Origin of the sequence: Roseburia sp. (assembly GCF_041325975.1) — a bacterium.
Lineage (GTDB): Bacteria > Bacillota > Clostridia > Lachnospirales > Lachnospiraceae > Roseburia > Roseburia rectibacter.
On sequence record NZ_JBGLEJ010000003.1, the window covers coordinates 578,137 to 602,481 of the forward strand.

Annotated in this window: 22 protein-coding genes and 1 other annotated feature; of the genes, 6 read left to right on the forward strand and 16 right to left on the reverse strand. The window is 42.1% G+C overall.

Features of this window, described 5'->3' with window-relative positions; translation table 11 throughout:
- Window positions 1-14 precede the first annotated feature (14 nt).
- Both ACDD58_RS03270 and ACDD58_RS03275 read right to left on the reverse strand, forming a co-directional pair.
- Window positions 15-908: a carbohydrate ABC transporter permease gene (locus ACDD58_RS03270; RefSeq protein ID WP_186899238.1), complete on the reverse strand. Its 894-nt coding sequence runs from the start codon at window positions 906-908 to the stop codon at window positions 15-17.
- A gap of 18 nt (window positions 909-926) precedes the next feature.
- Complete coding sequence (locus ACDD58_RS03275; RefSeq protein WP_370775723.1) at window positions 927-2,294, reverse strand: ABC transporter substrate-binding protein; 1,368 nt, start codon at window positions 2,292-2,294, stop codon at window positions 927-929.
- A 198-nt stretch (window positions 2,295-2,492) separates the two neighbouring features.
- On the opposite strand from ACDD58_RS03275, the gene ACDD58_RS03280 reads away from it, so the two are divergent.
- From ACDD58_RS03280 to ACDD58_RS03290, 3 genes are all read left to right on the forward strand, one after another.
- Window positions 2,493-4,235 (forward strand): sensor histidine kinase, encoded by a 1,743-nt coding sequence (locus ACDD58_RS03280; protein WP_186899240.1) that lies wholly within the window; start codon window positions 2,493-2,495, stop codon window positions 4,233-4,235.
- A 1-nt stretch (window position 4,236) separates the two neighbouring features.
- The gene (locus ACDD58_RS03285) at window positions 4,237-5,742 is read left to right on the forward strand and encodes a response regulator (RefSeq protein WP_370775725.1); all 1,506 of its coding nucleotides are present in this window, start codon (window positions 4,237-4,239) and stop codon (window positions 5,740-5,742) included.
- 126 nt (window positions 5,743-5,868) lie between these two features.
- Window positions 5,869-7,191, forward strand: a complete 1,323-nt coding sequence (locus ACDD58_RS03290) for a glycoside hydrolase family 28 protein (protein WP_186899242.1) — start codon at window positions 5,869-5,871, stop codon at window positions 7,189-7,191.
- A 111-nt stretch (window positions 7,192-7,302) separates the two neighbouring features.
- On the opposite strand, the gene ACDD58_RS03295 is transcribed toward ACDD58_RS03290, so the two are convergent.
- Window positions 7,303-8,571 carry an HlyC/CorC family transporter gene (locus ACDD58_RS03295; RefSeq protein WP_186899243.1) on the reverse strand — a complete coding sequence of 423 codons (1,269 nt, stop codon included), beginning with the start codon at window positions 8,569-8,571 and terminating at the stop codon, window positions 7,303-7,305.
- A gap of 432 nt (window positions 8,572-9,003) precedes the next feature.
- Here ACDD58_RS03295 and ACDD58_RS03300 point away from each other — a divergent pair, with 432 nt between their 5' ends.
- Window positions 9,004-9,363: a metal-dependent transcriptional regulator gene (locus tag ACDD58_RS03300; RefSeq protein WP_117922073.1), complete on the forward strand. Its 360-nt coding sequence runs from the start codon at window positions 9,004-9,006 to the stop codon at window positions 9,361-9,363.
- Window positions 9,364-9,497: 134 nt separating this feature from the next.
- Here the strand turns inward: ACDD58_RS03300 and ACDD58_RS03305 are convergent, their stop codons facing one another.
- The 4 genes from ACDD58_RS03305 to ACDD58_RS03320 form a co-directional block, all read right to left on the reverse strand.
- The gene (locus tag ACDD58_RS03305; RefSeq protein WP_370775729.1) at window positions 9,498-11,504 is read right to left on the reverse strand and encodes a 2-isopropylmalate synthase; all 2,007 of its coding nucleotides are present in this window, start codon (window positions 11,502-11,504) and stop codon (window positions 9,498-9,500) included.
- A gap of 148 nt (window positions 11,505-11,652) precedes the next feature.
- Window positions 11,653-11,929 (reverse strand) — a binding site (T-box leader).
- Between the two features lie 89 nt (window positions 11,930-12,018).
- Window positions 12,019-12,564, reverse strand: a complete 546-nt coding sequence (locus tag ACDD58_RS03310) for a DUF3877 family protein (RefSeq protein ID WP_118210096.1) — start codon at window positions 12,562-12,564, stop codon at window positions 12,019-12,021.
- 117 nt (window positions 12,565-12,681) lie between these two features.
- Window positions 12,682-13,113: an Rrf2 family transcriptional regulator gene (locus ACDD58_RS03315; protein WP_015522474.1), complete on the reverse strand. Its 432-nt coding sequence runs from the start codon at window positions 13,111-13,113 to the stop codon at window positions 12,682-12,684.
- 145 nt (window positions 13,114-13,258) lie between these two features.
- Window positions 13,259-13,579, reverse strand: a complete 321-nt coding sequence (locus ACDD58_RS03320) for an MGMT family protein (RefSeq protein ID WP_006858879.1) — start codon at window positions 13,577-13,579, stop codon at window positions 13,259-13,261.
- 234 nt (window positions 13,580-13,813) lie between these two features.
- Here ACDD58_RS03320 and ACDD58_RS03325 point away from each other — a divergent pair, with 234 nt between their 5' ends.
- Window positions 13,814-15,484 (forward strand): SulP family inorganic anion transporter, encoded by a 1,671-nt coding sequence (locus tag ACDD58_RS03325; RefSeq protein WP_370775735.1) that lies wholly within the window; start codon window positions 13,814-13,816, stop codon window positions 15,482-15,484.
- Between the two features lie 57 nt (window positions 15,485-15,541).
- Here the strand turns inward: ACDD58_RS03325 and ACDD58_RS03330 are convergent, their stop codons facing one another.
- From ACDD58_RS03330 to ACDD58_RS03340, 3 genes are all read right to left on the reverse strand, one after another.
- Window positions 15,542-15,961, reverse strand: coding sequence for a hypothetical protein (locus ACDD58_RS03330; protein WP_370775737.1), 420 nt, complete (start codon window positions 15,959-15,961; stop codon window positions 15,542-15,544).
- The gene (locus ACDD58_RS03335; RefSeq protein WP_370775739.1) at window positions 15,945-16,427 is read right to left on the reverse strand and encodes a GerMN domain-containing protein; all 483 of its coding nucleotides are present in this window, start codon (window positions 16,425-16,427) and stop codon (window positions 15,945-15,947) included. The genes ACDD58_RS03330 and ACDD58_RS03335 overlap by 17 nt, the downstream gene beginning before the upstream one ends.
- A 321-nt stretch (window positions 16,428-16,748) precedes the next feature.
- Window positions 16,749-17,582: a MerR family transcriptional regulator gene (locus tag ACDD58_RS03340; protein ID WP_044999509.1), complete on the reverse strand. Its 834-nt coding sequence runs from the start codon at window positions 17,580-17,582 to the stop codon at window positions 16,749-16,751.
- A gap of 136 nt (window positions 17,583-17,718) precedes the next feature.
- Here ACDD58_RS03340 and ACDD58_RS03345 point away from each other — a divergent pair, with 136 nt between their 5' ends.
- Window positions 17,719-19,047: an MATE family efflux transporter gene (locus ACDD58_RS03345; RefSeq protein WP_370775741.1), complete on the forward strand. Its 1,329-nt coding sequence runs from the start codon at window positions 17,719-17,721 to the stop codon at window positions 19,045-19,047.
- Here the strand turns inward: ACDD58_RS03345 and ACDD58_RS03350 are convergent.
- From ACDD58_RS03350 to ACDD58_RS03375, 6 genes are all read right to left on the reverse strand, one after another.
- The gene (locus ACDD58_RS03350) at window positions 19,038-19,448 is read right to left on the reverse strand and encodes a CBS domain-containing protein (protein WP_243093968.1); all 411 of its coding nucleotides are present in this window, start codon (window positions 19,446-19,448) and stop codon (window positions 19,038-19,040) included. The genes ACDD58_RS03345 and ACDD58_RS03350 overlap by 10 nt on opposite strands.
- Window positions 19,449-19,541: 93 nt before the next feature.
- Complete coding sequence (locus ACDD58_RS03355) at window positions 19,542-19,910, reverse strand: PBECR4 domain-containing protein (protein ID WP_015522467.1); 369 nt, start codon at window positions 19,908-19,910, stop codon at window positions 19,542-19,544.
- A gap of 235 nt (window positions 19,911-20,145) precedes the next feature.
- The gene (gene istB, locus ACDD58_RS03360; RefSeq protein WP_370775301.1) at window positions 20,146-20,922 is read right to left on the reverse strand and encodes an IS21-like element helper ATPase IstB; all 777 of its coding nucleotides are present in this window, start codon (window positions 20,920-20,922) and stop codon (window positions 20,146-20,148) included.
- Between the two features lie 6 nt (window positions 20,923-20,928).
- Window positions 20,929-22,464 carry an IS21 family transposase gene (istA, locus tag ACDD58_RS03365; protein ID WP_370775302.1) on the reverse strand — a complete coding sequence of 512 codons (1,536 nt, stop codon included), beginning with the start codon at window positions 22,462-22,464 and terminating at the stop codon, window positions 20,929-20,931.
- 555 nt (window positions 22,465-23,019) lie between these two features.
- A complete protein-coding gene (locus tag ACDD58_RS03370; RefSeq protein WP_117922064.1) occupies window positions 23,020-23,988 on the reverse strand; it encodes a response regulator in 969 nt (322 codons plus the stop codon).
- Window positions 23,985-24,345 (reverse strand): ATP-binding protein (locus tag ACDD58_RS03375; protein WP_370775745.1); only part of this gene is annotated, 361 nt, incomplete at its 5' end. The genes ACDD58_RS03375 and ACDD58_RS03370, both read right to left, overlap by 4 nt.

A 24,345-nucleotide genomic window follows, 5' to 3' on the forward strand; every position in this document is an offset into this window, starting at 1 on the left:
TACCGTCTTCATGTTTATACTCCTCCTTCATATACCCAGAACTTCTTCGTTGCAAACAGAAACAGTGTGACCAGACCGATCAGCAGGAGCATTACCCATGCTAATGCTGCACCATATCCTGTATTATAGAACTCGAAAGACTGCTGATACATATAAACTGTGTAGAGCAGGGTAGAGTTCATAGGTTTTCCCTGTGTAATAATGTAACACTGGGTAAATGCCAGGAATCCATTGATCATCTGCATTACCAGGTTAAAAAAGATTGTCGGCGTCAGCAGAGGCAGTGTGATCTTAAAAAACTGATACACACCACTTGCCCCATCCACCATGGCTGCCTCATAGAGAGATGCCGGAATCTGCTTTAAAGAAGACAGAAAGATCAACATGGAAGAACCAAACTGCCATACAGCTAACAGGATCAATACCCAGATTGCTGTCTTGGTGTTGCCCAGCCAGGAAATACCGCTGTCAATTCCAATGCCTGCCAGAAGTTTGTTGACTACACCATCAATGGCAAACATACGCTTCCACAGAATTGCCACTGCTACGGATCCGCCAATGATGGATGGCAGATAATAGACAGCTCTGTAAAAACCGGACATTCTGGAATTTTTTAAAAGCAGCATTGCTACCAGCAACGCAAATACCAGTTTTAACGGAACAGATACAAAGGCAAAGAAAAAAGTAACTTTTATGGTCTGCCAGAAGGTACCATCGCCAAACATCGTTATGTAATTCTGAAGTCCTGTAAATTTTGGTGCTGACAAAATGTCGTAATCACAGAACGAATAATAAAGAGAAATCCCCATGGGAACCAGCATAAAAAAGAGGAATCCCAAAGTAAATGGAAGCGTAAACATAATTCCTGCTGTATGTTCACTGTTAAACAGTCTACGAATCGTTTTCATATAAAACCTCTATTCTGCTTATTCAGAAGCCTTGGATGCCATGATGGCGTTACCCTGTTCAAATAACTGCTGACCTGCATCTTCTGCAGACATCTGCCCATAACATACCTGCTCTTCAAACTTGTTGATCAGATCATTTACCTCACTGGAACCATCAGCACTTGGCGGATTTACCTGAGAGGAATTCGGTTCTACCACATCGTAAATAAAATCAATCACTTTCTGGCTGCTCTCATCCAGATTTGGAGAAATTGCCTCTGCTACATCACTTGACAGAGGAATACCTCTTTCTGCAAGAAGTACATTGTTGCAGTCAACGGAATTCGTAATATAATTCAGGATCTTAGCTGCTTCTGCCGGATTTTTTGAATCGGTAGAAATTGCAAAGAACTGGCTTGGTTTTAAGTAATCCGATTTGGATGGATCACTGGAAGGCCATGTGGTAATACCGATCTCCGTTCCTTCCGGAACTGCATTTTCGATTGCAGTCAACTGGTTCGAATAAGAGAATGAGCACCAGGACATTGTCTCAGGACTGGAACCATATACCAGAGGATCCTGTTCTACGGAACCGATGGTACGCTCTGCAAATACGGAAGGATCTACTACCCATCCATCTTTGATACCATCTTCATACAGCTTGAAGAAATTTATATAAGGATCTGCCGAATCGCCGCCCAGTTTGCCATCCTGATACAGTACAATATCATCTGCACGCAGGTAATATTCCAGGAACTGCTCATTCTGGTTGTAGCAAAGATTCGTCTTGTAACCGGTCTTCTCCTGGATTTCCTTGGACAGGGCAATAAACTCATCCATAGTCATGTTATCTTTTACCGTAATGCCATTTTCATCCAGTAAGGTTTTATTATAGAGAAGCGCTGGAGCGTTAATGCCGTTACACAATGCATACAGACCACCGTCTGCCTGTGCGGAATTCAGTACGTCCTGATTGCAGTTGCTGACATCAATGGTGCCGTCTTCAATATAAGGTGTCAGATCTACCAACAGGCCATTGTTTACATACTGCTGTAAATATTTATAATCCATCTGGACGATATCCGGCATGGAGTGTCCTGCTGCTGCAGTTGCAAGTTTATTCCAGTAGTCATTAAATTCAGAAAACTGTCCTTCGATCGTAACTCCCGGATTTTCCTCTGCATACATATCCAGAATACTCTGTGTACGCTCGTTTCTGGTCTGATTGCCCCACCATGCCATTACCAGGCTGGAAGAATCGCTGCTGCCGCCATTTGACTGAACAGTCTGGGAATCGTTTTCCCCGGTTGTATCAGCTCCAGCGGCATTGCCGGAATTGCTGCCACATGCTGCAAAAGATGTCACTGCCATGACTGCTGCAAGGATGCATACTAATTTCTTTTTCATACTTATAACCTCCTTAGATTCGTGAACCGAACTTTGTTGATGGTGTTATTATAGTGCACCTTTTATCTCCGTTTAATAGTTAAAACGGACATGTATGTTTAAAAAACCGACATCCTTTTTCAACTGAATTGCATTCTTTTTTTAAATTTGTATAATGTATTTAAAAGCATTTTTCAGATATAAATTAAGGAAAAAACTATGAAAAAATTTGCATCCTGGTCACTAAAATACAAAATACTTACCATTGCTTTGTTCAACAGCGTTACCATGTTATTGTGTGCTGCTTTTGGCTATCATCTTTATACCCACGCTTACAATAAACTACTTTTTGAGTCTATGGCGAGCAGCCTGTCCGTCACTTCCAAACAGATCTCACAGAAGTTAGAAAATGCGGAATACATTTCCTCTCTGATTCTTTCCTCCTCAGTCATCCAGAAAGAACTTGCCAGCCAGCCTCCTGAAAGTGACTCCATTGCCGTGGCAGAATACAATCGCACAGTCAACAATCTCCTCACCGAATACTCTGCCCTGTTTCGGACTAATGGCATTTCCTATGCAGTGCTCTATGGTGACACTTATACCAACAGCACAAACTGGGCATTGTTAAATAAGACTCCGTCCTTTTTACTGGATGCCGCTTTGGAAAATGGTTTCAAGGCAAAAGGTTCTGTTACATGGACCTACGGAGAACGTCAGCCCTATATTCTGCTCAGCCGGAATGTCAGACAGATCAGTAATCTCTCCCTGGAATCTCTGGGTAATCTGGTGATTGGTGTTGATCTCGAACAGGTTGTATCCGATGCAAGCCAGTTTGTCTCCCAATACAGGAACCAGCAGTTTATCATTGCCAGTGATTCCGGAAGCCTGATCTACGCCTCCAAAAGTCTCTCTGATGCAGATGCCAGAGAACTTATTTCGAATTTTACGGATTCCTACAAAATTGTCTCCTATGGCGGTCACAAATATTTTGCCGTAGGAGGCACTCTGCCAGATTATGAATACCGCTATGTTACTCTGGCACCTTACGATGAGGTTGCCAATGCATTGGGAGCTTCCATACGCCTGACCTACTTTCTTCTCGCCATTGGAATGCTATTGGTGTTCTATATGTCAAACCGGCTGATTCACACAATTATCAACGAATTTGACGCCCTGATCCAGAAAATGAAACTGTTTACCCAAAATGAACTGGAACTTCCTGCGGAAGATAATACCTGCTACTCTACTGAGGTCGGATCCCTGCACAGACAATTCCGTCTGATGGCAGTGCGTATCCAGAATCTGGTAAAAGTCAATTATGTAAATGAGATTCTGACCAAAGATGCCCAGCTAAAAGCGCTCCGTTCCCAGATCAGTCCACATTTTCTCTACAACACCCTGGAGACGATCAACTGGCGGGCAAAGGCTATGGGAAATGATGTCATCTCCCAGATGGTGGAATCTCTCGGAAATCTCCTGCGTGTATCCTTATCTGCCCAGGAGACACTGGTAACACTTGCCTACGAGCTGGAACTGGTAGATTCCTATATCACGATCCAGAAAATCCGCTTTGAGGAACGGCTGGAATTCCAGGTAATCACAGAGGACGCCTTTCATGAAGGCATGATTCCTCCGTTGACCATACAACCCCTGGTGGAAAATGCAATTCACTATGGCATGGAGGAAATGACCGAAGTCTGCCACATTTATCTGAAAGTCAATGTAACAGATGACATCATGGTGATTCAGATACGCAATGAGGGCTCCCATTTCGAAGATGACCTTCTGGAAAAATTGCGCAATAAAAGCCGCAATCCTCACGGATTTGGCATCGGTCTCCTGAATATTGACCAGCGGATCCAACTGTTGTTTGGCGATGAATACGGTCTGACCTTATCCAATGAAGATGATTTTGCCGTTGCTACCATAACCCTGCCCTATCGAAAGAAAGAAGGCGAATAAAATGTTAAAATTACTGATTGCTGATGATGAAAGAATTATCAGAGAAACGATTTCCAAAATTATTGACTGGAAAAAATATGATATCGAAGTGATCGGATTATGTAAAAACGGAATTGAAGCCTATGACATGATCCTCGATGAATCCCCGGATATCGTTCTTACAGATATCCGCATGCCCGGCATGAGTGGTTTAGATCTGATCCGTGAGGTCCACCAGACAGACATCCCGATTCAGTTTATCATTTTATCCGGCTACGGTGAATTTGAATATGCCAAAGAAGCCATGCATTACGGGGTCAAGCAGTATCTCCTAAAGCCATGCAATGAAACACAGATCTTAGAATGTGTGCTGGAATGTAAAAAAGACCACGACCGCATGATGCGTGAACGTACTATGCTGCAAAAACAGTTTACCCTCTATGATGGCATGCTGCACAATGTCATTTCCAGTGTCATCAACGACTGCCTCAATGAAAAACAGTCCTTAGATGAAATCGTCCTGCACTATGAACAATATGTGGATTTTCATACCACAGGGTACCATCTATTTTATGTGTATTATCTGGAATTTGATAGCCTGCCAGAATTTCTGCAGCAGTTAAAAGTCTATGTGGAAAAAGAGATGTCCCAGGTAATCTTTTACGGAATCTATGTAAAAAATACTTTTCTGCTTTTCCTTCAGAATAGTTCCGGATTTTGTGAAAACATACATAATTTCCTGAAAAACGTACACTTAAGCGGGCAAAAGGTATCCCTTGAAATTCAGGATACCAACTATCCCTCTCTAAAAATCCTGCTGTCAGATAACACAGACCGTATCATGCGTTTTCCCATGATTTATTATATCAATCATTTCCATGTCACAGCAATCTGCAACTATGACCGCGTCATTTTTCAGATCCAGCAGTTATATCAGCGGCTTCGCGGAGGAGACAGTGAAAAGTCTGACCAGGTGGCTGAGATTCTGCGTGGAATTGATAATATTGATTTTCTAAAACAACTTGTAAGCAGTTTGTTTCTCAAAATGTCTTCCAATTCCCAGATGCTTTCCCCGGTAGGTCTGGCAGAATGGCTCACTCAGATGGAAAACGAAGAAAATCTGGACAGCCTAAAAGATATGGTAGTAAACAAGTTCATGGAGTTATCCAGCATCCGTGAAACCGAGGCAAGTATCTCCCCGATGATCTCCCAGATTTATTCCTATGTCGACACACATCTGGAGGATTCTTCCCTGACCTTGAAACAGATTGCGGAAAATTATCTGTTCATAAATGTGGATTACGTCAGTAAAAAATTTTATAAAGAAACCGGACAGAAGTTTTCACAATATCTCACTGCAATGCGTATTGCCAGAGCAAAACAACTCATTGCACAGAATCCGGAAGAACCCGTAAAAAATATTGCAGAACAGGTTGGCTGCGGAAACAATCCGCAATATTTCTCCCAACTCTTCAAAAAACAGACCGGCATCACCCCTACTGACTATATTGCCTCCTTAGGACATTGATCCTTTTTGCAGAAACCACAGCATGTCGGAAATGTGGCAGACGTACTCGGTTTTTCACATTGACAAAAAACCTCTGAAAATGGAGAATAGAGACAGATTTCAGAACACATTAAGGGGGTTACCGATATGAATTATCATATAATAGAAATGGGTGCAGCCGGCGATGGAAAAAACAACGATGCTCCCATCATACAAAAAGCGATTGATCTGTGCCATGCACAGGGCGGCGGACTGGTCGTGCTGGATAGCGGACACATCTACCTGTCCGGATCTATTATTTTAAAGAGTCATGTGGAACTGGTCGTGGAAACCGGAGCAACATTAAAAGCGAGCGAAGATTTACAGGATTATAATTATATTAGTGATCTGGCGAAAAATGGACACGACCACATGGTAGAAGTCCCCACTTTTGTAAATTGCGATTACGACGGTAAACCACGTCAATACTTTATCTACTCCAAAGATACAGACGGCGTACGCATCAGCGGTGGCGGTGTCATTGATGGTTCCGAGGAAATCTACTACGGTGAGATCCGTGAAGACCAGATTGACGGCGCTTTCTATCCCCGTATCCCTCTGATTCTGATGGAGCACTGCACTCATCTGACCATCCAGAATGTAACGATCCAAAAGAGCGGCTTCTGGACAACCCATCTGGTGGGCTGCGAAGAAGTGGAAATCAGCGGCGTCCGCATCTTAAACAACCGCATGATGGCGAACTGTGACGGTATTGACCCGGATCACTGCAAACATGTCCGTATTACTAACTGTCATATTGAGGCAGCCGATGACTGCATCGTATTAAAGACCACCGAAGCAAACAGCCAGTACGGTGACTGCGAAAATATCGTAATCAGTAACTGCACCCTGGCTTCTACCAGTGCAGCGATCAAGATCGGTACCGAAAGTGTCAATAATTTCCGTGATATTATAATCACGGGCTGCAGTATCTACGATACCAACCGCGGTATCTCCTTCCAGCTCAGAGATCAGGGTAATATTGAAAATGTGTTGATTTCAAACTGCATCATCCACACAAACAATTACTCCGAATGTTGGTGGGGCTGTGCAGAACCTATTAATATCGCTTCCATCAACCGCAAAGACGACGTCCCTTCCGGCAAAATCCGTGGAATTTCCATCACCAATGTGTACTGTACCGGAGAAGGCAGTATCTATATTGCCGGAAAAGACACCTCTCCTATCGAGGATCTGACACTTGAAAATATCCGCCTGACACTTGAAAAGAATTCCAAATATCCTATCAAGGGCTATGATTTCCGTCCCTGCAGTGGTCCCTCTTTTCAGGAATGTAAGATTCATGGCGTTTATGTCAAAAATGCCAAAAACGTAAAAGCACAAAATATTGAAGTCACTGTAAAAAAAGAAATACAGGAATGGGTGGATCGTGATATCTGCTTTGAAAATACCGTCAGAACAGATTCATAAGTTTACTACAATAAACTGCAAAAAGGAGCTGCGCACTAATTACTTAGTGCAACAGCCCCTTTCCCACATCCGGCAAATATCTTATGTATCTTTTTTGTTCTTCTCTATGATCTATTCTTTTCCGTCTTTCTCTTCTGATTCCCGCAGATCACATATTCTCACCTGCTCGATCCGTTTGCCGGACATCTCTGTCACTTCTATCTCAAGTTTAAATTCCTCATCCGTATGAAAATCTCCGGCTTTCGGTATACATTCAAACAGTTCCATCACCCAGCCGCTGACGGTCTGCACATCAAATTCTGCCTCACGGTCTAAACATTCAAACAGTTTTTCCACTTTTGTTTTTCCGGCAACCAGATATTCATTGTCGCTGATGCGCTCAATTTCTGTCTCGACCTTATCGTGCTCATCCCAGATCTCACCGACAAGTTCCTCTAAAATATCTTCAAGCGTAATGATTCCAGCCGTTCCGCCGTATTCATCCATCGCAACCGCAATGTGCAGTTTCTTCTGCTGAAGTTCCCGCAAAAGATCATCGATCTTTTTATTTTTCGGTGTAAAAATAACCGGTCGCACTGAGTCACGGATCGTCACATCCGAACGGTAAATAAAGTTGTAAAAATCTTTCTGATATAAAATACCAATGATCTGGTCAATATTTTCCTCATAGACCGGAAGTCTCGAATATCCGGTGTCCGCAAATATTTTGGCGATCTCATCTTTTGGCATATCCACCGGGATACCGACAATATCAATTCGCGGTGTGTAAATATCCACTGCCTCCAGCTCATCAAACTCGATCGCGCTGCGGATCAGTACACGCTCATCTTCTCCGATACCGCCGCCTGCCTGTGCCTCATCCACAATGGTGAGCAGTTCTTCTTCTGTGATTCCCGGCTCCTCTTCTGACTTAAAGATGTGTGACAGCAGTTTTTTCCACTGTGCAAACACAAAATTAACCGGTGTCAGGATTTTTACCAGAACAGCAATGATCGGTGCGGAAAACAGTGCAAATTTGTCCGGTGATTCTTTTGCAATGCTTTTTGGTGAAATCTCACCAAAGATCAAAACCAGAACTGTCGTAACGATCGTTGAAACACTGGCCCCCTTCGCATCCCCAAGCATTTTTACAAACAGGATCGTTGCTAAGGAGGAAGATAAAATATTTACAATATTGTTTCCGATCAGGATCGTTGACAACAGGTTGTCGTACTTTTCTTCCAGTTCAAGCACCAGCGCCGCCCGTTTATTTCCTTTGTCTGCCATATTTTTCATGCGGATCCGGTTCAGCGACAAAAATGCGGTCTCCGTCGCCGAAAAATATGCTGACATGATCAGGCATATCGCAATAATGATAAAAAACAATGAGTCACTTCCCATAAAAAAATAATTCCTCTCTTTCCACGCAAAAAAGCATAGCTGCACCTGTTTGTCTCTCCAAACGGCAGTTATGCTTTCTCATATTTCAATATTGATCTTTTCATTTTGTTATTCTGATTCGGGTAAGGATCCGCGTCCCCGTCCGCACTGTCTAACATAGTACTCTCCATTTCTGCATGTGAACAATATTACCTTTCACATGATTTTCATATAAATTGTGCTATAGATGTATTATATCAAAACGCATTCTGCATAGCAAGGAATTTTTATCCATTTTCCGGTTCTGTACCCGCTAAAATACAAATAAAATTTGCTGTCAGCTCCGAATTATGGTATACTATGATAAATATATTTTAATCGGGGCACATTTCCCCTGATGGGATTCCGTTTCCTGTCAGGGGATCATCCTATAGACAGAAAAGAGGTATTTTTATGCAGGTTAACGAATCATCTGAGAACTATTTAGAGACCATCCTGATCCTTAGCAAACGTAATCCGGTCGTACGTTCCGTTGATATCGCTGAAGAGCTTGGTTTTAAAAAATCAAGTGTCAGCGTTGCAATGAAAAACTTACGCGAGAAAAATAATATCACCGTTACCAAAGAAGGATATATTTATCTGACCGATTCGGGTCGTGAAATTGCAGAAATGATCTATGAACGTCATGAACTTTTAACAGACTGGCTGACACGTCTCGGTGTTGATCCAAAGATCGCAGCCGAAGATGCATGCCGCATGGAACATGTCATCAGTAAAGAAAGTTTTGATGCGATCAAAAAACATATTAAATAACCTGATATATATACATCTATATATTAGTACATCATTTTCACAAACAACAATCTGTGCATATTTTAAACAGATCTGTTATCACAAAAACAAGAAGTGCTCACCGGAACAGATTTCCGGAAGCACCTCTTGTTTTTTTATTTATACTGTCTGCGGAACTGTACCGGCGTCATCTCATACGCTTTTTTAAACAAACGGTTAAAATGTTCCACATTCTCATATCCAACGCTTGCTGCGATTGATTCCACCGTCTGATTTGACTCTTTTAAAAGTCTTCTTGCTTTTTTCATTCGCGCAGCTTTTACCGCATCCTGGAATGTCATACCGGACTTTTCCTTGATATACTTGGAAAGATACGGTTTGGAGAGTCCGAATTTTTCAGCAAGTACATCCATCGTCACGTCCACATAATTATTCTGAATGTAATTCATGATCTCCATAATGCGCTCATCTCTGCCCTCAATGATATTTTCACTTTTCGCCATCTTATTTGTGGCAGAAACCAGTGCTGCAATAGAACTCTTGATGATATCTTCATCCACACCAACACCCCAGAAATGTTTTCCCTGGCAGATGATCTCCACGTAAGCTGCTGCCTTTGAGGAAGATCCCTCTGAAATCGCATGCTCCTGATAGGCTGCCAGCTCATAACTGATGCCAAAATACATCTTTATCGCATTGCTGACTGCATCGAGACGTCCATTTCCGGTTGTCTCGATTACTCTGCGCTCACCGTTCTGTTCAATCGTCACACTTGCAACAATACCATCTTTCTGCTCGAAGTGACAATCAGGCACATCAAATACATCTTTGATGTTGATATAGTGTTCATTAAATATCTGATAGATCATATCCGGAGTCAGTTCCTCATGTCTGTGATCAGATACACCTTTGATCAGGTAACCAACTTCTTCTTTCATCTTATCCGGCAGCGACATACCAAAGTTCTGCTTTAATACGAACGCAACCCCGCCCTTACCGGACTGGCTGTTGATACGGATAACATCAGACTCATACTCTCTTCCAACATCCTTCGGATCGATCGGCAGATACGGAACATCCCAGCGTTCACCGCTCTTTCCTGCTTCTCTCCATGCCATACCTTTTGAGATCGCATCCTGATGGGAACCGGAAAATGCGGTAAATACAAGATCTCCTGCATATGGAGTACGTTCATAAACTCTCATTCTGGTAAAACGCTCATATTTTTCACGGATTGCTGCGATATTGGAAAAATCAAGTTTCGGATCTACACCATGACATACCATGTTCATTGCAAGTGTTACGATATCCACGTTTCCGGTACGCTCTCCGTTTCCAAACAAAGTACCCTCTATACGGTCAGCTCCTGCTAACACACCAAACTCAGCGTCACTGATACCGCAGCCTCTGTCGTTGTGCGGATGTACGCTTAAGATCACGTTGTCTCTGTATTTCAAGTGTTTATGGATATACTCGATCTGACATGCAAATACGTGCGGCATTGCGATCTGTACCGTAGTCGGGATATTGATGATCGCCTTATGCTCTGCATCCGGTTTCCAGACATCCAGTACTGAATTGCAGACTTCCACCGCGTAATCAACCTCTGTTCCCGGGAAACTTTCCGGACTGTACTCAAATGTAAAGCTTCCATCTGTCTGTGCTGCAAGATCTCTTAACAGAATTGCTCCGTCCACTGCCAGCTTCTTTACTTCTTCTTTGCTCTTTTTAAACACCTGCTCTCTCTGTGCCACAGATGTGGAATTGTAAAGATGAATCACTGCATGCGGTGCACCTTTGACTGCTTCAAATGTTTTTTTGATGATATGTTCACGCGCCTGTGTTAAAACCTGTACGGTAACATCTTCCGGGATCATGTTACGCTCGATCAACGCACGCATAAAATTATACTCTGTCTCTGAAGCTGCCGGGAAACCAACCTCGATTTCCTTAAATCCGATATCTACAAGCATCTGGAAAAATTCGATCTTCTCCTCTAAGCTCATCGGCTCGATCAGAGCCTGATTACCATCACGCAGATCCACGCTGCACCAGATCGGCGGTTTTTCGATCGCATCCTTCTTTACCCAGTCATATGTAACTTCCGGCGGCATAAAATATGCCTTTCCATATTTTTCTGCAACATTAAAATTCATATTCATTCTCCTTATCCTGTTTTAACAATGATTCTATTTTCTGTGTGTCACTTTCTGTTTTCTGTCCGGAGAGCTTTTTGTGTAAGAAAAAATGTCATAATAATTTCTCATGATACAAAAAATCTCTGTATGCAAAACCTGTGTGGTTTTGTCATACAGAGACGCAAAATTTTCTTCACGCGGTACCACTCTGTTTCATGAATGACCTGTATCGTCATGCATGCACTCATCCGGCACTATCATGCCTTTTCCCTCTTACGGCGGGCGATCCGTCCAAGCCTACCCAATATCATCTGCTCATTCATAATGCATCCGATTCCTTCAGCCGGCAGCTCCAAGGCGAGTTCACAACTTCACTCTGACTGCCTCGCACCTTCCGGCAGTTCTCTGATTTCCATTCCGCTGTTACTATTCCTTTTCATTGCATTTCATTTTCTGTTCTACATAATAACATACCTTTTTCGAGTTCCGCAAGGTGTGATTTTATCAATTTTATTGATTTATTTTAATCTTCTATATTTTAAAACTGAAAATCTTCATAATCTTCCGGTGTAAAACGATGATAGATCAGATGGCAGCCCTCATCCGCGATGCAGTAACGGTAATCATCCGGCACCCCATCCTCAAAGTAAACCAGATAATCAAATTCTCCGTGTGTCGTCCGTTCTACATGTACATGATCCGAATATCTGTGAAACTGCTGTAAAAGCTCGTCTATCGTGCAGCCATGTTTTCCGATTGTTTCTATAAAACTGGAAATGAACTCACTTCCGTTCGTGTGTTCATGCACATAATCAACACCGCTCGGCGGAATTGCAATGCAGAAACGCTCACCTTTATTGGAGATTTCCACCCCGCCAAGTGTCTGCACCGTCTTTTTTGAAAATTCTGCAAGCAGTTCTGACATCTCTTTTTCTGCTACATCGGTATGGAAGAAACGGTTCAGCGAGGTAATCGGATAATATAACCGGATCAGTTCACTCCGGTAACCAAGTTTTATCTGTTCTTCCTGTATGACCTCGATGATATTTTTTTCAAGTCCCGTAAAATCCACTGCCTTTTCCATTTCTTTCTTCCTTATTATTTTACTCCCACTGTGTCAGACCGATAAATTCCGGCTTATTATTTTACTTCCACTGTGTCGGATCAATCCATTCCCACGCTTCTTATTTTCTCATAAAATTCAGATTACATACTCGCCGGCACGCTGTCTCTCGTAGTCCACTAAATCTGCGAGTGTGATACTGTCAACAACCTGGTTGATCGCCTCGTTCATTTTTTTCCACACCAGAACTGTTGCACAGTCATTCATCTTATCACAGGTGTCTTCATCCTCGACGCATGCCACCGGTGCAAGGCTTCCCTCTGTCAGGCGTAATATCATTCCGACGGTATATTCTTCCGGTCTTTTTGTCAGAATGTATCCTCCCTGTGCACCACGAATGCTCTTTACATATTTTGCCTTATTTAAAACGGAAATAATCTGCTCTAAATATTTATCTGAAATTTCCTGACGTCTCGCAATATCCTTTAAACTGATCGGCTCTCCGGTATTATTCAGTGCAAGATCCAGCATCAGGCGTAACGCATATCTTCCTTTTGTTGATATTCTCATATTTTCCTCATTTCTGCGCTGTTTTTCATATTTTAGGCTTGCGGATGCAGCGCAGCCGCAAACTTATGAATAAACGATTCTTTTATCATCGTATTAGAAGTATATCCGACTATTCATACCATGTCAATAGGAATTAAAGTATTCGTTAAAATATCTCTTTGCGCCACTGATATTTTGAGAGATCAACACATCCGTCTTTTACCTCTATGCCATCCGCTTCCAAAAGTCCGATCTGCCTGTTTTCGCCACCAAATGCAAAGGCCTCCGAAACTCTCCCCTCACGGTTTACTACCCGGTAACACGGGATTCCCTCCGGATCCGGATTTACATGCAGCGCATAGCCGACCACCCTGGCCCACCTTTTGTTGCCCGCAAGCGCTGCCACCTGTCCATAGGTTGCAACCGTACCGCGTGGAATCTGTTTTACAATGTCATATATTTTTTCGTAGGAATTTTTCTGTTCCATGCTGCTCCTTAAGTATAGACTATGATTCGCTCAGCAGTCTTATTATATCATGAAGCCCGGCTTCATGATCGTGATCTACACTCGCTCTGCTCGGCAGTCTTATTATACCATGGATTACTTTTTTGCGCCATTCACCTTGCAATCATGTTAAGAACATGCTAAAATTTTAATTTGTGTTTTTATAAATTTTTAATACTTTTTATACTTAGGAAAGAATTGGAGTACAAAAGACCTATGAACGAACTAAGACCAAAACTATTTGACGTAATGAAGGGATACACAAAAGAGCAGCTCATCAAAGATATCCTTTCCGGTATCATTGTGGCGATCATTGCTCTTCCACTTTCTATCGCACTTGCGATCGCTTCCGGTGTCGGTCCGGTACAGGGACTCTACACTGCGATCGTTGCCGGATTTTTTATTTCCTTTTTCGGAGGAAGCCGTGTACAGATTGGCGGACCAACTGCCGCATTTGTTGTTATCATCTATGGCATCGTGACCACTTACGGTACAGACGGACTGATTGTCGCAACAATCATGGCAGGTATCATTTTATGTATTATGGGTCTCTGCCATTTTGGTTCCCTGATTAAATATATTCCTTATACGATCACGACAGGTTTTACCTGTGGTATCGCAGTCACCCTGTTTGTCGGACAGATCAAAGATTTTCTTGGACTTGATATGGGTGCTGTTCCTTCTGAATTTATTGAAAAACTTGGCGCCTATGCTGCAAATATCACAACCATCAATCCGGTTACCGTCGCAATCGGTGCCGTTGCACTTGTGATTTTAATTCTGTGGCCGAAAGTAACTGACAAACTGCCGGGATCCCTGATTGCAATTATCGTGACGACTGCCATCGTTTATTTTGCTAAACTGCCGGTCAACACGATCGGAAGTGTTTACGGAGAACTTTCCTCCGAATTTCCGTCTTTCCACATGCCGGCATTCAGCTATAAATTGGTACAGGAACTGATCTCCCCGGCATTTACGATCGCGATTTTAGCCGGTATTGAATCCCTGCTTTCCGCAGTCGTATCTGATGGTATGATCGGTGACACCCACAAGTCAAATGCCGAACTGATCGGTCAGGGACTTGGAAATATTTTTTCCGGTCTGTTTGGCGGAATCCCTGCTACCGGAGCGATTGCCCGTACTGCTGCAAACGTAAGAAACGGCGGACGTACCCCGATCGCAGGTATCACACACTGTATCACTTTAAGCATTATTTTAGTTGTTTTAATGCCGCTTGCTTCCCTAATTCCTATGACAACATTAGCCGCAGTGCTTTTAGTCGTTGCATGGAACATGGCAGACTGGACTTCCTTTTTCCATCTTTGCAAAACTGCTCCAAAAAGTGATGTGATCGTACTTGTTGCGACATTTTTCCTGACTGTATTTTTTGACCTTGTCGTTGCAATTGAAGTCGGCGTTGTGCTTGCCGCACTTTTATTTATGAAACGTATGGCAGAAACTGCCGATGTCACTGCCTGGAAATATGCAGATGAGCCGGATGTCACCCCTGGCGAAGCTGAAAAAATGCGCGACATTCCGCACTCGATCCGTGTATTTGAGATCAGTGGACCGCTGTTTTTCGCCGCTGCTGACGAAATTCTTGCAATTACCAGTGACAAGTCAACCAAAGTCATCGTTATCCGTATGCGAAGTGTTCCGGCAATTGATGCCAGCGCAATGCGTTCCCTGCGTGATCTTGCTGCCCGCGCGAAGAAAAAACATATCACTTTGATCTTCTCACATGTCAACGAACAGCCGATGTCCGTTATGAAAAAAGATCACTTTATCGAGCTGATCGGGGAAGAACATTTCCTTCCGAATATTGTGGAAGCTCTCGGTTATGCGGAAAATATGGTCGCAGATTCCGGTCATAAGGCTGCGAAATAACAGAATTTATTTATTCTTATGATGAAATATCGGATTAGGATGGCTGCACACTTCCTTTTACTGTGTCAGCCATTCTATCTCCGCGTCCTCTGTCGATGTTTCCATCTCTGCCTGACCTTCCCCTTCTTTTAAAACGATGCAGTTGTGATTGTCATCCACCTGAACCTGATAAAAATATTTCAAATCGTCGCTGACACCATTACTGTACTGATATTCCACAAAATACTGCGCTTGTGCCGGTGTTTCGGCAGGTTCGAAACCAAACGACGTCTCTTTGATCTCACAATCCGAATCATATTGATCTAAATACTCCTGAAAAATTGGATCTGTGTATCCTCTTGCAATCTCACTTCGATCATACAGCTCCTGCATCACGGCATCTTCCTCTATACCGGCGGATCCGCTATTTGCTCCACATCCTGCCAAAAACATTCCCATGATAAGCAGCAAACCTGTTATTCTACTCCTGTACATCATATGTATACCTCCCCTGTAAAGACTCATACTCTGCATGCCCGGTACTCCAGGTTCCACCTTCTACCAAAAGTGATATGGTTTCAGCATCATACGCATCCAGATAAGTATTGACCACACTCCCAACGGTCGCATATTCCCCTGCTGTTCCCATCTGACCTACATATTCCTCAAACGTTTTCGACAGATCTAGTGTGATCTTATCCTCTTCCTGTTTAAAGTCAAGCACCGTCACATCCGAAGAAACTACCCCGGCATCAGCCAGTGCTGTCATGATATTTTCCGGTGTCAGTGCATCCAATGTGACTGTTTCTGTATCAAAACCATCTGCGTTTGCATTGCTTTTATATATGGTAATATTATTGTCTTCTTTATCAGCATTTTCCCGCCTGCCACAGCCTGATGCTGTCATAAGAACTATCGCTGCTAAAATCAATGCCATTTTCCGTGTTACACTTGTTCGTTTCATATTTTGCCTCCTCTTTTCCATCATTTTTCCTTTCAATCACGATTCATTTTTACCTTTTGGGTATATATGAAAATTTTGCTCGGAAAATACCCATAATTTTCCCTTAAATCCGCGTTTTTTGAGGATTTTTTTGTGATAATGGACATACACAGATAGTTTTTCATGCTATATGCCTTATACTCGCTTCGCTCGGCAGTCTTATTATATCTTATCTCATTTTGTTTTTGTTAAACCTTCGTCTAAATTAAGAAAATCTTCCATATTTCCAACCATAAAATACACGTTCTGCGAACACTCTATAATTAAGTGAAACAGCAGTCTTCACAGTTCATCCATATCTCCCCCGCAGATGCGCACCGATATCTCCGTCACATACTCCTCCACCGTCTCCGCCATCAGCTGATCCACCGTGTAAACTTCCAGGAACTCTTCCGCCAGTGTAATCTGATGTTCATCTGCATAAGCAAGAAGTTTCCGGTAAGCCTCCCCGATGTTTCTCCAGTGCCCTTTAAAATAAGTTGTCAGATATTTCCCCGCAGGCATAAAATGGCAGGACATGCCGCCCGGCTTATGTTTCATCAGCAATATTACGTTGCTGTAATTTGCATAGATCTGCCGTCTGACATCTTTTGCATACTGGATGTAACCAATCTCATAACAGATGCTTTTGCTGTTGTTCTCATAAAAATTGATCAGTTCCGCTGTGCGCTCCGCAAATTCTGATTCCGAAACGTCTAAAAATGCATCCATCAGATAATATCTGCCCGGTTTTTCACAGACAAATATTTCATCTTTTTCTTTCTCTAAATATGCCCTGATTTTTTTACTTTTTTCTTCCATCCACTGCCTGCGATCCTTTAACAGCCGGATTTTTTCTGCCAGAATCTGTTCCTCTTTTTCAAACAGCTCCAATAACTTTTCCGGAGTCCGGTCACTTAAAAAGGCCTGGATCTCTTTTAAAGACATACCAAGTTCCTTTAGCATAATGATCGCTTCGAGCACTTCGATCTGATGGATCGAATAATAACGGTACTCGTTATCAAGCACGATCTCCGGCGAAAACAAGCCGATCTTATCATAATGAAATAAAGTGTTTTTGGTGACGTGCATGAGCTTTGCAAGCTCACCAGTTGTCAGATATTGACTTTTGTCCACTTTTAATCTCCCCTCACGAAAAAAGTTCTTGACTATATGGTAACAATATAGTTTATGATAGCATTTGTGTCTCAAAACCGCAATTTTCATCCGCGCTGACACAACATTTAAAAATATTTCAAAGGAGGAACCCATTATGGCACAGTCCATTGGTCAGAAATTCACACCTGTCACTTTATTAAAATTCGCATTACCATCCATGGTCATGATGGTACTCATGTCCTGTTATACAATCACGGACGGCATTTTTATCTCGCGCTTTCTTGGAGATAATGCGCTGTCCGCAGTCAATATCGTCTATCCGGTCATCAATATCGTACTCGCCATCGGCGTCATGCTCGCAACCGGAGGAAGCGCCGTCGTCGCAAAGAAAATGGGCGAAGGGAAAGACGATGAAGCAAAAGAAAACTTTTCCATGCTCGTGTTTACCGGTGTTGTGGCTAGTGTTGTCATCCTGATACTGACGATTTTATTTTTAGAGCCAATCTGCCGCGCTCTCGGTGCAAATGATTCATTACTTGCAAACTGCAAAGCATATCTTTTTACCGTTGTTTTATTTGCCCCGGCATGTATGCTGCAGAGCCTGTTCCAGACGTTCTTCGTGACAGCGGGAAAACCGCACATTGGCATGACGTTAGTTATCAGTGCCGGCATCGCAAACGCCGTGTTGGACTATGTATTTTTATCTCCTCTTGGATTTGGCATTGAAGGAGCCGCCTTAGCCACCGGTATCGGTCAGCTCATACCTGCAGTCGTGGGACTCTTCTACTTTTTCTTTGTCAGGGGAGATCTTTATTTTACAAAATTTCATTTTCACGGAAGTGTCCTTTCCGCTGCAAGTTTTAACGGTGCATCCGAGATGGTAACGAATATTGCAAACGCTGTGATTACTTATGCATTTAACAAAATCATGCTGCGCCTTGCCGGCGAAAACGGTGTTGCCGCAATCACGATACTGCTTTATTCCCAATTTTTATTTAATGCGCTTTTTCTTGGATTTTCCATGGGTGTTGCACCTGTGATCAGTTACAATTACGGTGCAAAAAATACAGGCGGACTGAAAAGCGTCTGCAAAATCTGCAGACGCTTCGTGATCGTTTCTTCTATTATAATTACTATTTGCTGTAACCTGCTCTCCGAGCCGATCGTGCTCTTGTTTGTCGGTGGAAAAACAGCGACTTATGACCTTGCCGTCAGCGGTTTTTCGGTATTCTGTGTGACCTTTTTGTTCAGCGGATATAACATTTTTTCATCCGCTCTCTTTACGGCACTCTCAGACGGAAAAACCTCAGCGGTCATATCCTTTACAAGAACCTTTGTTTTTATCCTGCTGTCACTCCTCACACTGCCAGCCATTTGGGGGGTGACCGGTGTGTGGCTTGCAATCCCGGTGGCGGAGTTTGTGACACTGTTTTTATCGATTTTTTATCAGCGGCGCAAACGGACGGTTTATCATTATGCCTGAGCAGCCGCTTTCTTCCCAAGATATGCCAGCACATCTTTTCTGGTCACGATCCCGATAAACACCTTTTTATCATCCACAACCGGAACAAAGTTCTGGTTCATTACCTTGTCAAACAGATTCTCCATGGATTCATCAATCTTTACCGCCTGATTATCCCTTCTACGCTCAATCGATGTGATCGGCATGTCCTCAAGCAGTTTCAGATCCGGGAAATTGCGGTCCTTTAAAAACCAGAGTAGATCTCCCTCTGTGATCGTACCAATATATTTTCCTTCCACACCAAGCAGCGGAATGGCTGTGTAACCGTGATGTTCCATTTTCTCAAGCACCTGACGCATGGTGTCCGTCTCTTCCACATGTGCTACGTCCTCCTTCGGTGTCAGAAAAAATAAAATGTTCATATGTGTTGCCCCCATTTGTTTATTGATTTGTGTATTTTGATTATACTACCATTTCGGGGGTTGGACAACAAGGGAGTTATAACCTTACTATTTTCATTCCTCATCCACTAAAATCATTTCAAATATTTCATCACTTACCCTAAGTTCATGCATACTCTGGTTCTTCGCCAGATATGGTAACACCATTAATTTCTGTTGCACTTTTCCTTTATTATCAATTTCAAAATCATACTCAGAAAGTTTTGATTCCAGGCAAGCCGCATAAAATTGTTGTGCAGACAATCTTGTTTTCACACCAGTCATATGTAAAAAGTTCATATCCCGAAATCCTACATTTACTGTCTTTATATCTTTCCTTTCCCGATATATGATTAGAAACTGTTTATCATTCAGTTTTTCTTCGTATTGCTTTACAGCTTCTATCATAATCTTTAAAGCTGCTTTCTTGTCATACTTTGCCATCCATACCCCATTAACTTGAAAAAGGCTGCCCTTTCGGACAACCTTTTCTCTTTTCTTTTAATGCTGATTTTCTGTTGTCTGCCAGCCTACGAACTGGCTAAAATGTCAGATTTTTAAGGTGTCAGCGCACCCAGACAGATTTATCTGTCTGGTGAATATTCCTGTGCGGCGGAGCCGCCAGTCCAGTGTGGCGTGAGCCACCTGTCCAGACGGACTGAGCCACATAGGTTATAAATTATTCTCGTAGATTTTTAGCCAAACCGTATACTTCTCTCATGGATTTGTCATGCTCAGCATCAATACTTGTGATGTTGATGCGATAACTATCATGAGCAATGCGGTCAATGATTGCATCTGCCAGAGGACTATCATCACCACCGAGTTGGTCATACCATTCCTCGAATTCATACTGGGAGCAGAAAATCGTTGAAGATTTCTTGCGTCTCCGATGAAGCAGTTCGAAGATATCCCTCTGTTCTGAATCCGTTGGTTTCAATAGAAGCCATTCATCCAGAATCAGGACAACGGGATTGGCATACTTAGCCATGACTTTTTTGTAGCTGCCATCTGTCCGTGCCATCTCCAGATCAATAAGCAGATCAGGAAGACGGACATACTTTGTATTGAAATACTGCTTACAAGCCTCCATGCCAAAGGCACAGGCCATGTAAGTTTTACCACAGCCTGTAGCACCGGTGATAAAAAGATTCCGGTGTTCAGATATGTATTCGCAAGTTGCAAGCCGGTTAATAAGGCTCTTGTTAAGCTTGCGCCCGGAAGTGTAGTTGATATCCATGATACTTGCTTCCGGCTGGTCGAATCCAGCGTTACGAATCAGTCGTTTCTGACGATTATTTTTACGATTACTGTATTCAATGTCTACCAGCATACCGAAGCGATCCTCAAAGGGTACTTCTTTAAATTTAGAATCATCCAGCTGGTTGCGAAATGCATCTGCCATAGCAGTAAGGCGCATTTCAATAAGTTTATCTATTGTACTCTGATTTGTCATATGTGTTTACCTCCGATAGTAATCGGCACCTCTCGTGATGCCGTGTGCTTTATGTGTGATCTTGGATTCAGTCATTTCTGATTCCTGCTTTACAGAACCAGTTACGAGGATGTTTTTAATGCTCTTGTAACTGGGCGAAGATGTATAGGATAATGCTTTTTTACAGGCTGCTTCAAGCAATGCATCTGAGTATTTCTCAGCAAGCTTCAGAAGTCCCATACAGCTTCGGTAGGTCTGTTGTTCCACACGTTTGGAGGTCAGTACTGCATTGATCACAGTGTACGTATTTATGCCAATCCGCTCAGCCCATTTGCGGAACCGGTCACCGTTCCATTCCAGATATTTCTGATGGTCTTCCGGCATATGTTCCGTGACCGTGCTGTACTGCCCAGGGCGTCCTTTCAGACGACGGTGGGAAGCAATGCGGTTATGGTTGTAGAAAATTTCAATAGTGGTATCTGTTACCTTTACATCAACTTTCTTTTTGATGTATTCATAGGGAACTGAGTATAGCATTCCATCCACAGATATGTGATAATTGAACTGGACGGTGGCTGTCTTCCAGTCACTCAGTTCAAAACGGGTAGAAGGTAATGATGCCAGCAATGGTTTTTCTTCCTCAAGAAATAAGCTTCGCCGACTACCCTCTTTCTTTTGAAAGAGCCTTTGGTTGAACAGTTCGAGTTTGTCTCTGATTGCACGATTTAATTCGGCAAGGGAGAAGAACTGTTCATCCCGAAGTGCTGCTGTTATCCAGGTAGAGATATTTCCTACCGTTCCCTCAGCATTCGGCTTATCCTTGGGAGTCCTGACACGTGCCGGAATAATCGCGGTACCATAGTGTTCAGCCAGTTCCTGATAAGTTTCATTGATCTGCTGGTCTTTCCATCCGCCATTGTGAACAACTGCAGTTTTGCAGTTATCCGGTACGAGGATTCTGGCGACACCACCAAAATATTCGTACATATGGACATGTGCATTGATCCATGATTTCTGTTTCATGTCCAGAAATGCTTCCACGTATGCATACTGGCTGTAAGTCATTACACCGACAAATATGTATGCTTTGATGATTTCGCCGGTATCAGGATCAATGACTGTTGCAGGATCACCTGCCCAGTCAACTTCAACCTGTTCACCGGGTTTACGGTTGATATGCATGGTAGCACGATGCTTCTGCTCATCCTGTTGGATGTGATAGCAGAACTGTGAATACATGAGTGGTTCTTCACCGTTGGCACGGCAATCCTCCATGTATTCCGTCCATAGAAGTTTTTTGCTTACACCGTTGCGAAGCAGCTCCTTGCGGATGTAATCATAGTCAGGCATCCGTTTCTGAGGATGATTGTTTAATTGGGGATAAAATAATTTTTCAAGTACTTTGTCTGTTTGATTGTCTTGTAAAGGCCAGCACAGATTCAACTCCTGTGCTCGCTTCAAGACTTTAGCGACAGTATTTCTTGAACAAGGAACACTTAATGCAATGTTCCGGTTACTAAATCCCAAGCCAGCTAATCTTAGGATTTCACGGTATTTGGTCATTGTAGCGACCTCCTTATAATAGATTTACACAATGTTTGTGTATGAATCTATTATAAGACAGTGTGGCTCAACCGTACCGGAATGATGGCTCACTATAAAACGGAAGCGTGGCTCAATCGCACCGGACAGGTGGCTCAATCACCCCAAGATTATTCATCTGGGTACTATTATTATATGAACACCGTCTTTTTATGTCAAACAAAGCAAATTCTTTTCTGAAAATTTTGTGCATAATTACAACATCTGCACTAGCTACCCCTAATACAAATAAAACCCCCGTATACTACCGTTTCCAGCAATATACGGGGACATTTTTCAATCGTTATTTAGCTGTAATCGGGACTTATCTGCTAATTGATTAGCAAACACCCTGAGCTAACATGGCATCTTCTAAGATGTCCGCAGATTTATCGGGGTTTTGAGGTCGGTTGTATATCACGTGTATCGAGTGATTGTCTGACAATTTCGATGAATGAATATTTATACTATATATCAACTCACATTCACGGCATTTCTTCATTGCCTGTATCAATTATATACTTCTCTAAAAATATCTCAGATTTGATTAAATGAGTTTTCCACAAGATTAATTACTTGTTGATATTCATTTAGACTTGCTCTCATTTGTCTAAATAAGTCTTCAGTAAAAATAAGTGGAGTTTTATCTATCTCACCAATAAAAACTTCTCTATCTGCATGCTCATTACTACGCATTGCATGTCCCAATGCATTTCTATACTTAATAATTTCATTATAATATACTTCTGCAAATTTGTTATATTTTTTGTCTATTACCAAGCCATACTCATCAACTAAAATTTTTATTACCCTTCCAACCAAGCGAGCCTTTTTATATGAATCCAAAAAATAGTCTGGTGCACTAATAATCGCCTTTAATGCTTCTGGATTACTTTCAATTTCATCTATCTTTCTTATATACTCGTTTTTTGCTGGCACTATGAGTTTATTTTTGGTATATTCATTCAAACTCTTAATTTGAGCCTGTGAAAACTTATTAGCTGTAAGAACTAGTATATTTTGCATTTGATTTTCAAAACCACTAACATTATCCAATACCACTCCTCGCAAATTGACAATATCCTGCATTCGTCTAACCACTTTGTCTACTACTTTTTGTAGCTTAGGAAATAATTCTTCCCTTTTTCTATCCGAAAAATAAATCCCATCAACAGGTTCAATATTCATTCCTTTTTCATCAATATTATAAAGCGCCTTAACCATTTTATTATAATTGCCAGAATAGAATACTACATCTGTATAAATATCAAATTGACGCAATTTCTTTATTAATATATTACCCATGGTTCCCCTAAGTTCATAATCCATAAGAATTAAATCATACTCTTTTTTTAATTCTTCTTCAGCATCTCCCTCGTCACCTTTTTTCCAAGTAATAATGGGTACAAGATTATGACTTTCTATTATCTTTTTCATACTTCTTTCTGAAGAAGGTCTCCAACCCATTTCGTCTTCAAACCATAAAACTTTAAAGTTTACATTCATCTTTTGATCCTCACTATTAATTCAAAGCCTACTTGACATTGTTGATTTATCTCAACATGTCCATTCATGTCTTCAACCAGTAATTTAACATGATTTAGTCCAATTCCATTTCCTCCTTGCACTTTGGTAGTTGTCATTCCCAAATCAAAAATCGAATAAGGGTCTTCTATCAATGGATCCAAACCTCTACCATTGTCAGAAAAATTAATACAGATGCCATTCTCTTCATTGGAAAACTTAATATGCAATATAGATGCAGCGGCCTTTTTTGCATTACTTACAATATTATCAACAATTATACCTACAGACGAAACATCAAATATGCACAAATATTTTTCGTTCGTATCTGAATCAAAT